Here is a 12,573-nt window from a genome sequence, read left to right as displayed (position 1 = left end):
CGCTTTTACTCACCTCAACGTCACTTCAATTTAAGTTTAATATCTTTTACCTTACCATCTCTATATATTTTAAGTGGTAGAGTATCCAAATCATCTTTGTGACTAAAAATAATTTGTCTGTATCTTAGTTTATCTTCTAATTCTTTACCATCTAATTCTACTATGACATCATTTTTTTGCAACCCAGATTTTTCAGCTAAACTATTTTCTTGTACTTCACCAATAACTACACCATTATCGATGTCTTCAGGTAATTGTAATGAAGCTTTAGCGTCATCATTTAATTCTGCAGTATCAATAATTTTCACGCCAGTATTTGGATATTTTACTTCACCTTTTTTTTCTAGTTCTTGTGCAGTTGATAATGCTGTATTTACAGGTATAGCAAATGCAATTCCTTCTACATTATCCATACTAATTTTCAAGGAAGCAATACCTACTAGCTTGCCATCTCTATCTATAATGCCGCCACCAGAGTTACCAGGGTTTACTGGAGCATCAATTTGAAATGCATCCATCAGCACATCATAGTTGTCATCTTTATCAATGTCAACTGGTACATGTCTATTCAGACCTGAGATTATTCCACTGGAAATAGACCCTTTAAAATCAACACCTAACGGATTACCTACTGCAATTATTGGTTCACCTAAAACCAGTTTTTGCGAATCACCATGTTTAATTGCTTTAATATCACTTTGTTTTTTTATTTTAGCTTTGACAACTGCTATATCTGACCATTTATCAGTGCCAATGACTTTACCAATTGTTTCATTGTCATCACCATATGTAATCTTTTGTTGTTCTTTATCTCCAACAACATGTGCATTCGTTATAATAAAAATAGAGTCGTCCACTTTTTTGTAGACGACACCAGAACCTAGTTCATTTTCTTGTCCTGCTTCTTTAGTTTCATTCTGTACTGATGAAGCGTCATCACTTGTATTATTTTCTACAGTGACTACAGAATGAATAGCTTTATTCGCACTCTTCATCGTGTTTGTGTACTGTTTATGATCATCGATACTGCCATTTAAAAATCCATCTTTATTGTGACCGTTGTTATCTACATTATTAAATATCGCATTCATCAAGGTTAATATTAAAATTACGCCAATAACAATTAAGATTTTAGCCCAATGGAATTTAATAAAAGCTCGTGTCTTATCTTGCCATGTTGGTTCAGTTTTAGATGTTGCTTGTTGTGTTGCTGACTGTTGCTCATCACTAGTTGTATTCGACGTAGTGTCTGCATCAACAGAATCGCTCACCTGAGATTGTTGTGCTTCTTCAGAGTGAAAATTCGTATTTTCATCCGCTGCTAATTGTGACTGATGCTCATCTTCATTTTGATCAGTTGTTGCTTCATTTGATGTCGATTTTGATAATGTTGTTGCTTCTGGACTCGAACTTTCTTGCACTTCAGTTGTTTCTTGCTCAATTGTTTTATCATCTGTTGTTGCATCTTCATTAGCTGTTGGGCTAGTTTGAGCGTCAGTTTCAACTGACGTGTTGCGCTTTTTCATTTCTTGTTGTTGCTGTTGAATTTCTTCTTGAGTGAGTTTTTCGATACGTGACTTTTGTAAATTTTCTTTCACTCTTTCTTCGTTGTTTTTAGCTACCTCTTCATCTTTAAGTGCTTGTTGTTGTTGTAGCTGCTGCTCGTATTTGATACGTTGTTCACGTTCTTCATTATGAAAGAACTGGCGGCGTTTACGACGATATTTTTTTCTAGGTATGATTATTTTGTTGTCTTTATCCACCAAATCTCCTCCTTCATCCGCTTATCATTATCCTTTCATTATGACATATTGCACAAAAAAATTCTTCTTTATTTCATCTTAATATGCAAAAAGTTGATACACAATATCTTTATTTTGTTAATTTTTTAACAGTTAACCATAATATAACTGAAAAAGCATTGGATTACACCTTTGAAAAGGTCAATCCAATGCTTTGATAATTAGTTTTTATGTTTTTTGTTATTACGCATAGACGTTAACCAGCCTACGATAACAAGTAAAATCATAACAGCCCAGAAAATAGTTTGCCAAATGGCACCGTGAGGGAATTCATGAGGTATTAAGCCAATGTCTTCGTGCGCTAACACAAGAACTATCAACTTAATGCCGACCCAGCCTACGATAGCAAATGCCGCACCTTCTAAACCTGGATATTTATTTAACAACTCTACAAAGTATGTTGCCGCAAAACGCATGATTACGACACCGATTAAACCACCTAGGAACATTACAGTGAATTGCCCTAAGTCCATACCACCAAAATGAATACCAACTTTTGGTAAAGTAATAGCGATAGCCATTGCCGCTAACATTGAATCGATAGCAAAAGCAATGTCTGCAAATTCAACTTTGGCTACAGTGCCCCAAAACGCTTTGGAACTTGTTTTAATTTCTTCTCCATCTTCATCGTAGTGATGACTATCATTGCCAATTTCTTCATTTTCATCCTTATGTTGGAAGAAATTGTACAGGTTTTTGATGGACATATAAAGTAAATAAAGTGCACCTGCTGCTTGGATATACCAAAAATTTGCGATAATACTTATTAAAAATAGTGCTATAAATCTAAATACAAATGCACCTAATAAACCATAGAACAAGGCTTTTTTACGTTGTTCTGGGGGTAAATGCTTAACCATAACAGCCATTACGACCGCATTATCAGCCGCCAATAAACCTTCTAAGAATACTAAAACAACTAGTACCCATAAATAAGGTAAGATCAAACTCGGATCCATGACATTACAACTCCTTTAATTTTACATAAAAATAGAGACCTAAGCTAATAAGTTATGACCCACTGCTTCACATAAACTACAGAAAGACACAACTACAAGCAAAGGTCTCACTCAGCAAAAATACATTTACCCATTTTACCGGAAGTGCAAACACTTCGTAATGACGATAAAACGACTCTAATTGCTCCTTGTATTACTACAGTGCTTTATTAGAGCTAAGTTACTCCCCTCTGACATTTAGTCATAGGTATTCTATTTTTTATTTATTATACACGAAACTTTACTTATAATAAACTATATAACTTAATTTCAGGGAATTTTTCTTCAAACCAGCGCGTTGCAAAATCATTTTCAAATAAAAAGACGTATTGATCATAACGGTCTTTTACTAATATCGAACGTGAAGAATTCATTTTTTCTTGAATATCATCTTCATTTTCAATCCAACGTGCTATTTTCTTCCCTACTGGTTCCATAACTACATCTACGTTATATTCATTTTTAATTCTATGCTCAAACACTTCGAATTGGAGTTGTCCTACTGCACCTAGAATGATTTGGTTCGTGTGCAATGTTTTATAATATTGAATTGCACCCTCTTGCACTAGTTGTTCAATTCCTTTATGGAAATGTTTTTGCTTCATAACGTTTTTAGCAGAAACTTTCATAAATAATTCAGGTGTAAATTGAGGTAGCTCTTGGAAACTATATTTTTGATTTCCACCTACTAAGGTATCTCCAATTTGGTAATTACCGGTATCATATAATCCGATAATGTCACCAGCGACAGCATGATTTAACGTTTCTTTATCATCAGCCATAAAGGATGTTGAACGTGTAATTTTTTGTTTTTTCTTTGCTCGTTGTAATGTCACATCCATGCCACGTTCAAATGCGCCACTCACTATCCTCATAAATGCTATACGGTCTCTATGCTTAGGATCCATATTGGCCTGAATCTTAAAAATGAAACCAGAAAAGTCTTTGTCATAAGGAGAAACAGCTGTATCTTCTTTTGTTTGACGTGCATCTGGCATAGGCGCATGATCCACATAAGCATTTAGAAATTGTTCTACTCCAAAATTAGCTAATGCCGAACCAAAGAACACCGGTGTCAATTCACCCGCTAATAATGAATCATTATCAAATGAACCACCCGCTTCTTCGACAAGCATCAATTCTTCGATAGCCTGTTCAAAAGCACTATCATTCGTTATAGGATGAGATTCTTCCAATTCATAATCATCATTTAAGTGTAATAAATTTTCTTCATCTCTAAAAGGTTCAATAGTTCTTGATTCTCTATCGATAATACCGAAAAAGTTTTGTCCCATGCCTACTGGCCAGTTCATTGGATAAGTTTCTATTTCGAGTGTTTGTTCTATTTCTTCTAATAATTCAAATGGTTCCTTACCTACACGATCTAGTTTGTTAATAAATGTAAAAATAGGAATACCACGCATTTTACACACTTTGAATAATTTTAATGTTTGTGGTTCAATCCCTTTCGCACAGTCAATTACCATAACTGCGCTATCAACAGCCATTAATGTACGATACGTATCTTCTGAAAAATCTTCATGGCCTGGTGTATCTAATATATTAATTTTATAGTGATCATAATCAAATTGCATCACAGAACTAGTTACTGAAATACCACGTTCTTGCTCTACTTTCATCCAATCACTTGTAGCAAACTTCCCACTTTTTTTACCTTTTACTGTCCCAGCTTCACGAATTGCACCACCGAATAACAATAGTTTTTCAGTTAATGTCGTTTTACCAGCATCGGGGTGAGAAATAATAGCAAACGTTTTTCGTGCTTCAATTTCTTCCTTAATTGTCATTTTAATTCTCCTTTAATACTCGTCTATCCATTCAATTACTCTTGTTGCAATTTGGGTACATTTTTGTTCGTCGAATATTGTAAATAAATGCATGATTATTTCTTCTTTCATTTCACAAGTATCGACGTGAGTTGTTAACTCTAACGACCAATTATAATCAGGTATCCCTACAAAATAGTGATGTATTTGGTCATCTTTATGCAGGTACACTCTAGTATCATCTGGTAAGTGTCTAATCTGCATGTGGCCCACCGCCAAATTTTGCATATGCTGCGTCTAAACCAATTAAATCGTCACGATGTGGTACTTTAACATGTCCTGGCATAATTTGATAAGGTTCTCTACCTTTCGAAGCTAACACAACGGTATCTCCTGGCTGTGCAATTTCAATAGCATGTTTAATTCCTTCTGCACGATCAGTAAACTCTACGTAGTTATTATGCGTAGCACCTTTCGCTAATTCTGAAGTTAGCATTTTCGGATCATCGTTTGCCGGATTATCAGGAGTAAAAATAACGTAATCAGCACGACAAGCGACACGGCCCATTTCAGGAGTTTTAGTTAAATCACGTTCTCCCGCCATTCCACATAAAAAGATTAGGCGCTGTTGTGCGAATGGTTTTACAGCATCAATTAATTTATCCATTCCATCAGCTGTATGCGCGTAATCAATAATTAAGTCAATTGGCAATTCAGGATCTAGCACTTCTAAACGTCCATCGACAGGCTCTAAATATTCAACAACATCTATAACTTCTGTCAAAGGTATGCCCTTACTCCATACTGCAATGATTGCTGCCATGATATTAGAAATATTAAATTTTCCAACGTATGGGGATTTAACTGGATACACACCAAAAGGCGTTGCCAAATCAAAAGTAACACCTTGCAATGTTTCATTAATATTAATGGCCGTAAATTGTGCTTCACGATCGATACCATAAGTAAAAACCTCAAACGGTGTCACAGATGTTAAATATTCAGCAAAATCATCATCGTTATTAACAATGGCATATTTCTCTTTTGCTAAATCTTCACCTAATTGGCTAAACAATAATGATTTAGCATGCCCATATGCCTCCATAGTGCCATGGAAATCTAAGTGATCTTGCGTTAAATTTGTAAAGATTGCCACATCAAATTCGACTCCGCGTAAACGTCCCAACGCCAAACCATGACTCGATACTTCTAAAGTCATCGCTTCAGCTTGTTGTTGGACAGCTTCATTTATTTTCTTCGTTAATACTACCGTTTCAGGTGTTGTATTAGCACCTTTAGTTTTTTCTTCATTTATTTGAAAGCCGTTAGTACCTAAATAGGCACTGCCTTTATTTAAATTTCTATAAATATGATGAATCATTGTCGCAACAGATGTTTTACCATTTGTTCCAGTTACACCATAAGTTATTAATTGCTGGCTTGGATAATTAAACAATAAGTTGACTAAGATACTTGCTACACGTAAAGTGTCAGGCACTATAACTTGTGTCACATTACCTGTAAGTGTCAACTGTCTATTAACTACAACAATTTCACACCCTGCATCCACTACATCTTGACAAAACTTATGACTATCCACTGTATAGCCCTCTGATGCTACAAATATACTTTGTGCTGTAGCAGTACGTGAGTCAGTTGTTATATCTACTATATCTTGTTCTAATGATCCAATAACTTGTTTTACTTTTATTTTGTCAAACAACGTTTTCGCATCCAACATCTATCGCTCCTTTAAATCACATATATTTATTATACACGTTTTTTCTTGTTTTTATAGCAATGATTTCTTGAAATTCATGATTTGTTTCTTCATTTTATGGCTATAGTTTAAATAAACAAACTATTAGAAAGTTTAATAATACTTGGAGAATTTTAACTTGATGTAAGTCATATGTTAAGTCTTTCTATAATTTGCTGATTATAATGAATCTGACGATACATTTTACTTTATTAATGCTAATCTATACTTATAAAAATAGATTTCATTGTAACTCATATATACTTAAACTAGTATGAATCATTTTACATCAACTTGTAAAATGATATAATCTTCTTTAATTGCGTTTTTTTCTTTCGCACTGCTTAAAATTACGATAAAATAATTATGCATCACACTACATTATTGGAGGGTGGCTTTCATGGTTACTCAAAAGAAAAAATTATTGATAATTACTGGTTCATTTGGTAATGGTCATCTACAAGTTACGCAAAGTATCGTGAATGAATTTAATGCTATGAACCTTGATAACCTAACTGTAATTGAACATGATTTATTTTTAGAAGCTCACCCTTTATTAACTTCTATATGTAAAAAATGGTATATCAATAGTTTTAAGTATTTTAGAAACATGTATAAATCATTTTATTATAGTCGACCTGAGGAGTTAGACAAATGTTTTTATAAATATTACGGCTTAAATAAATTAATAAATTTATTATTAAAAGAAAAACCGGATTTAATTTTACTAACATTCCCTACTCCGGTTATGTCAGTATTGACTGAACAATTTAACATTAATATTCCTGTTGCCACAGTAATGACTGACTATAAAATGCATAAAAATTGGATTACCCCTCATTCTGAAAGATATTATTTAGCTACTGAGGACTTAAAAGAAGAATTTGCATCTATTGGTGTTCCTAAAAATAACATCAAAGTAACGGGTATTCCTATTTCTGATAAATTTGAGGCAGCTATCGATAAAAGTGAGTGGTTAAGTAGCAATCACTTAGATCCTGATAAACCTACTATATTAATGTCAGCAGGTGCTTTTGGTGTTTCTACTGGTTTCGGTCAGATGATTAAAGATATGCTTATCCAAAGTCCACAATCTCAAATAGTTATGATTTGTGGTAAAAGTAAAGAATTAAAACGTAGCTTAACGGGACAATTTAAAGACTATAATAATGTGTTAATTTTAGGTTATACTCAACATATGAATGAGTGGATGGCTTCGAGTCAATTGATGATTACTAAGCCAGGGGGTATAACTATTTCTGAAGCACTGACGAGACAAATTCCTATGATTTTCTTAGATCCAGCACCAGGTCAAGAGTTAGAAAACGCACATTATTTTGAAGCCAAAGGATTTGGTAAGATTGCTTATACACCAAATGATGCTATCTCGTATGTTGCAGAGTTAACATCACAGCCTGACGCTTTAGCAATGATGTCACAACAAATGGACGACTCTAGAGTAACATATTCAACTTATAAGTTATGTAAAGATTTACTAGACCTCATGCATCATTCTAGTCAATATGAGGAAGTATATGGAAAGGTTCCTTTATATGCAAAGCTCTTCGTTAAATAATTACGCACACAATAAAAATTTCATAATCATGCTTATAATATTATTTTTAATGGAATTTGCCCGAGGAATGTATATATTGAGTTATTTATCACTACTTCCAACAGCAACTTCCATAGCGGTAGGTGTTACATCTATCGCTATTTCTATTCATTTTATAGCAGACGCTGCAACCAATTTTGTCATTGGTTTTTTACTCAAACGATTAGGTACTAAAGTAGTATTAACATTAGGTTTCTTACTTGCCTTTTTCAGCTTATTTCTAGTTATTTGGTTTCCAACAAACCCAATTGTCTTAATTGCTAGTGCAATTTTACTAGGAATCGCTGTTAGTCCAATTTGGGTCATAATGTTAGCTAGTGTTGAAGAAAAAAATCGTGGCAAACAAATGGGCTATGTTTATTTTTCTTGGTTGCTAGGTTTATTAGTTGGTATGGTCTCAATGAATATTATCTTTAAATTCCATCCAACGAATTTTGCCTTTATGATGTCACTCATGGTTTTAGTCGCATGGGTATTATATTATTTCGTAAAAATCAGATTAACAAATTACAATACGAAACCTGTAGCCCAACAAATCACACAAATTAAAAATGTAACTAAAAAGCATATGCTGCTATTTCCAGGTATTTTACTACAAGGTGCAGCAATTACTGCATTAGTCCCTATTTTACCTATTTATGCAACAGAAGTTGTTGGCGTATCAACTGTTGAATACACCATTGCACTTATTATCGGTGGCATTGGCTGTGCCATTTCAATGCTTATTCTGTCAAAATTAATAGATAATAATGGAAGACTATTTACCTATAGTGTAATCATCGGTGGTTTCACATTGTATGCATTATTAATTTTTGCATTATCTCTTATTACTAATATTTATATAGTATGGGGACTCGCTGTTTTCATCGGTTTAATGTACGGTCTACTACTACCTGCATGGAATACATTTATGGCAGGTCACATTAATCCTGAAGAACAAGAAGAAACTTGGGGAGTTTTTAATAGTGTTCAAGGTTTCGGTTCTATGATTGGTCCGTTATGTGGCGGACTTATTAAAGAGTTCACGCATAGTGTTAACAATACATTTTATTTTTCAGCACTAGTCTTTTTATTTTTAGCAGTCTTTTATGCGCTCTACTTTATAAAAAACCGCAAAAATTTAATATAAAGTACTACTGACAATCAATAATGTTTTAACGTATATAAAAGTCACGGTCGTAAAATTTAGTTAACACTATTAAATTTTACGACCGTGTTTTTTATAATTACATAGTTGCTATTTAAATGCTTCTTATTGTGAAACTGCTGAGCGGAAACGCCTTGACCCATATCTCCCCTTCTTTATATTTACTAATGTATATTTAAGATTTAAATACAATGATTAATTTTGGTAGCGATTTTGGCCGACTCCTGTGGTAATAGCGCTCGCCGAAGACTACAGGCTGAGGCAGTGCTCGCGGAAAGCGTGCACAAAAAAACTGCCAACAAAGCCGGAAACTTTGTCGACAGTCTAGCCTAATCAAGTATTATTTCAATTAGGTTTTATTGCAATAATACCTTTTATTTCACTAGAGCTAACATTGTTAGTCTCTATGAGGATAATTTACAATTAAGCTAAATTAAAAGTATCTTCAACTTTCCACTTTTCAGCTTCATCATCATATTTCACTAAAGAAACTTGATCAATAGTTTCTTTATAATCAATACCTGCTAATTTAACTTGTCCATAAATATCTTCGAATTCTTGACTTGTTAATCCTTGAGCAATTGTAAAATGTGGAACAAACGGATGATCAGGTTGTCCATAAAAATCACCATTATTAAATTGATCAAACAAGTTTTGAATTTCATCTGTTTTTTGCACTTTAAAATAAATAACATTATTTATCGGTGCAAAGCTAGAAGCCTTAGTTGCATGCACATCGATTGGTTGAAGCCCTTCTAGACGTGATTTAATATCTTCTTTAACAGCTTCGAAATCTTCATCTTTAATCTCAAATTGCCCTTTAATTGTAATATGCGGCATAATTGTCGCATAATGTGAATCATAACGCTTACGGTAAGCATTTACTTCATCTTGAAATGCTTTTGACGGAATTAATGCTAATCCTAAAATCATTGAAATTCCTCCTTTGTTTAACATATTACCATTATAGCAAATTTCAGAAAAATTCGTTACTTTAAACTTTATTTAACTTCAATTTTTAGTTTTTATTAAAAAGAAATATTATCTGATAAAAAATAAGTAAGTGTATCAGCTAATAATGGTTTCCAAGATTTCCAACGATGACCACCATCAAATTCTTGATAGTAATAGGTCATTTCCTGTGTTGCTAATAATTGATTCAATGCTCTATTAGGCGTTAAAAAATCGGCTCTTTTACCAGTTGTTGGTAAGGCAAAATCGGCCTCCTCTAACCCTACAGTATGCCAAACTGTTAAAATGTCAGTAAATTGACATCTTTGCACCAATGTTGTAATCACGTCGTCATGTTGTGGACTAAGCATACCTACTTGGCTAAACACGCGTGGATAAGTTAACGCCGTTATTAAAGCAACACTGGCTGCTAAACTATCTCCAAGTAGTAGTCGTCCATTACCTACTTTATAAGTCGGAAATTGTTGATCTATATACGGTAATATTTCTTGAGCCATAGCTTTAACTGTTAAAGGTGTACGCTCACCTTGTGGGTGAAACTCTGCTCTTCTTTTATCTACCGATTCATAGTTAAATCCAACAAATATCGCTCTTTCTACTTCATTGTTTGCTCTTAATTTTTCATAAGTTCTATGAATTTGTCCAAAACTATAAAAGTCTTTACCATCAAAGCAAAATACTACTTTATATTTAAATAAGGCTGTATAGTCTTTGGGTAAATAAATAGACAACTTAATATCCCTCTCTAATATTTTACTGGGAAAGTTAATTTCATTTACGCTTCCTGCTTGAAACTCGGTCATAAAAATATGCGCCTCCTAGTTTTCTTAACGCCATTGTACCAAGAGACGCAGTATTTTCAAATATACTGACTAGTATTAAATTGTATAGATTTACTCTTTTTGTCGTTCTTTTTCAAGCCGTTCAGGATAATCATAGTGCCAAAATACTGCGTTAGGCACTTCATTCTTATCTGGTTTATATATCGCTTGCTTACCTGAACCCAATTTTTTCTTTTGTCGCTCATAATCTTTCAAAGCATTGATTGCTGGGCGATGTAATATCCATATAGCTATGATGTTTAACCATGCCATTAAGCCAACACCTAGATCACCCATACCCCAAGCAGCCTCTGCAGTTTTAACGGCACCAAAAATAGTTGCAGCTATTAAAATTATACGTGTTACGTTAATCCAAAAGAATGTGTTGGAATAATTTTTATTTTTTGTAAGATAGGTTATATTGGTTTCTGCAATATAGTAATACGCTAATATTGTAGTAAAAGCAAAGAAGAATAATGCAATCGCTATAAAGTACGACCCAATACCAGAAAATGCTGGATCGAAATGATATGAACTACCTTGGAATGCTTTATCAATACCAGCTTGTGCATACATTGCAGTACCAGAATAATCTTTGTCACCATTAGCCATAGGTACAAAAATTTCGTTATTTTCAATAAGTCTCGGACCACCATCACTATTTGTTTTACCATCAGTAACATTGTAAGTGCCAGATAATAAAATAATAAGTGCTGTAGCTGTACAGACAAACAATGTATCAACATACACAGAAAATGATTGTACTAATCCTTGTTTGGCAGGATGAGACACTTCAGCAGCCGAAGCCGCATGAGGCCCTGTACCTTGTCCTGCTTCATTTGAGTAGAGTCCACGTTTCACTCCAATTTCAATCATAGCCCCTACAATGCCACCAAAAGCAGCTTCCATTCCGAATGCTGATTTAAAAATTAACGCAAATAAAGCTGGTACATGTTCGATATTTATAATGATAATAATAACTGCCATTAAAATGTACGCAATCGCCATGAAAGGTACGATAGCAGTGGCAGCATTAGCAATCCATTTAATACCACCGAAAATAATTAACGCTAATAACACAGCTAAAGCTATAGCTATTATCCATGCATCAAAACCAAAAGCATTTTTCATTGAACTTGCAATTGCATTTGATTGAACACCTGGTAGCAAAAGCCCTACCGAAATTACTGTAACAATCGCGAATATTAAACCATAAATTTTCCCAATTTTACCTTTCATTCCATATTCAATGTAGAAAGCAGGTCCACCACGATATTCCCCTTTTTCTTCACGTTTGTAGATCTGACCTAATGTCGATTCTATAAAGGCACTACTCGCACCTAAGAACGCTGATGCCCACATCCAAAATACTGCACCAGGGCCCCCAATAAAAATAGCTGTAGATACACCTACAATATTACCTGTTCCCACACGTCCTGCTAAAGATAAAGCAATCGCTTGGAAACTTGATATCCCAGTAGGTGATTTCTCACCTTGAAACATCAACCTTATCATTTCTTTAAAATGTCTAATTTGAACAAAACGCATCATAAACGAAAATATTACACCGGTTAACAACAAACCATAAACTAGCGGTTTACTCCATACTAATTCATTAAGCCATGCAACAAAATTTTCTAACATCATTTTATCCCCCTTGTCATATCACAGT

At 33.9% G+C, this 12,573-nt stretch carries 10 protein-coding genes; 2 read left to right on the top strand and 8 right to left on the bottom strand.

The genetic code is table 11. The features are described 5' to 3' along the window. Window positions 1–20 precede the first annotated feature (20 nt). The 5 genes from CD036_RS05455 to CD036_RS05435 all read right to left on the bottom strand — a co-directional run bounded on the left by CD036_RS05455 (window position 21) and on the right by CD036_RS05435 (window position 6,325). Window positions 21–1,763: a S1C family serine protease gene (locus CD036_RS05455; protein ID WP_002510142.1), complete on the bottom strand. Its 1,743-nt coding sequence runs from the start codon at window positions 1,761–1,763 to the stop codon at window positions 21–23. Window positions 1,764–1,963: 200 nt separating this feature from the next. After that, entirely contained in the window at window positions 1,964–2,761 is a 798-nt protein-coding gene (locus CD036_RS05450; RefSeq protein ID WP_103388136.1) for a TerC family protein, read from the bottom strand. A 284-nt stretch (window positions 2,762–3,045) separates the two neighbouring features. Then, window positions 3,046–4,608 carry a peptide chain release factor 3 gene (locus CD036_RS05445; protein WP_002510144.1) on the bottom strand — a complete coding sequence of 521 codons (1,563 nt, stop codon included), beginning with the start codon at window positions 4,606–4,608 and terminating at the stop codon, window positions 3,046–3,048. Window positions 4,609–4,620: 12 nt separating this feature from the next. Further along, window positions 4,621–4,851 (bottom strand): YueH family protein, encoded by a 231-nt coding sequence (locus CD036_RS05440; protein ID WP_172606422.1) that lies wholly within the window; start codon window positions 4,849–4,851, stop codon window positions 4,621–4,623. Beyond that, a complete protein-coding gene (locus CD036_RS05435; protein ID WP_103388188.1) occupies window positions 4,841–6,325 on the bottom strand; it encodes a UDP-N-acetylmuramoyl-L-alanyl-D-glutamate--L-lysine ligase in 1,485 nt (494 codons plus the stop codon). The genes CD036_RS05440 and CD036_RS05435 overlap by 11 nt, the downstream gene beginning before the upstream one ends. Before the next feature lie 421 nt (window positions 6,326–6,746). Here CD036_RS05435 and CD036_RS05430 point away from each other — a divergent pair, with 421 nt between their 5' ends. Then, window positions 6,747–7,922, top strand: a complete 1,176-nt coding sequence (locus tag CD036_RS05430) for a diglucosyl diacylglycerol synthase (protein WP_103388134.1) — start codon at window positions 6,747–6,749, stop codon at window positions 7,920–7,922. Then, window positions 7,900–9,090, top strand: coding sequence for a lipoteichoic acid biosynthesis MFS flippase LtaA (ltaA, locus tag CD036_RS05425; protein ID WP_031266501.1), 1,191 nt, complete (start codon window positions 7,900–7,902; stop codon window positions 9,088–9,090). The genes CD036_RS05430 and ltaA overlap by 23 nt, the downstream gene beginning before the upstream one ends. 441 nt (window positions 9,091–9,531) lie before the next feature. Here ltaA and CD036_RS05420 read toward each other — a convergent pair whose 3' ends face one another. The 3 genes from CD036_RS05420 to CD036_RS05410 form a co-directional block, all read right to left on the bottom strand. Beyond that, a complete protein-coding gene (locus CD036_RS05420) occupies window positions 9,532–10,041 on the bottom strand; it encodes a YjcG family protein (RefSeq protein WP_002510150.1) in 510 nt (169 codons plus the stop codon). A 95-nt stretch (window positions 10,042–10,136) separates the two neighbouring features. Continuing rightward, a complete protein-coding gene (locus tag CD036_RS05415) occupies window positions 10,137–10,883 on the bottom strand; it encodes an esterase family protein (protein WP_002510151.1) in 747 nt (248 codons plus the stop codon). Window positions 10,884–10,973: 90 nt separating this feature from the next. After that, window positions 10,974–12,545: an alanine/glycine:cation symporter family protein gene (locus CD036_RS05410; protein ID WP_103388133.1), complete on the bottom strand. Its 1,572-nt coding sequence runs from the start codon at window positions 12,543–12,545 to the stop codon at window positions 10,974–10,976. Window positions 12,546–12,573: the final 28 nt, after the last annotated feature.

This window comes from Staphylococcus arlettae, assembly GCF_002902345.1.
In the GTDB taxonomy this organism is placed as follows: domain Bacteria; phylum Bacillota; class Bacilli; order Staphylococcales; family Staphylococcaceae; genus Staphylococcus; species Staphylococcus arlettae.
Note: the sequence above shows the minus strand (reverse complement) of the source record. Positions and strands in the feature narration are given on the sequence as shown.

Coding starts and splice junctions, on each gene's coding strand:
- ltaA (WP_031266501.1), top strand. CDS start 7,900: ATGCAAAGCTCTTCGTTAAATAATTACGCACACAATAAAAATTTCATA.
- CD036_RS05415 (WP_002510151.1), bottom strand. CDS start 10,883: ATGACCGAGTTTCAAGCAGGAAGCGTAAATGAAATTAACTTTCCCAGT.
- CD036_RS05445 (WP_002510144.1), bottom strand. CDS start 4,608: ATGACAATTAAGGAAGAAATTGAAGCACGAAAAACGTTTGCTATTATT.
- CD036_RS05420 (WP_002510150.1), bottom strand. CDS start 10,041: ATGATTTTAGGATTAGCATTAATTCCGTCAAAAGCATTTCAAGATGAA.
- CD036_RS05440 (WP_172606422.1), bottom strand. CDS start 4,851: ATGCAGATTAGACACTTACCAGATGATACTAGAGTGTACCTGCATAAA.
- CD036_RS05410 (WP_103388133.1), bottom strand. CDS start 12,545: ATGTTAGAAAATTTTGTTGCATGGCTTAATGAATTAGTATGGAGTAAA.
- CD036_RS05430 (WP_103388134.1), top strand. CDS start 6,747: ATGGTTACTCAAAAGAAAAAATTATTGATAATTACTGGTTCATTTGGT.
- CD036_RS05450 (WP_103388136.1), bottom strand. CDS start 2,761: ATGGATCCGAGTTTGATCTTACCTTATTTATGGGTACTAGTTGTTTTA.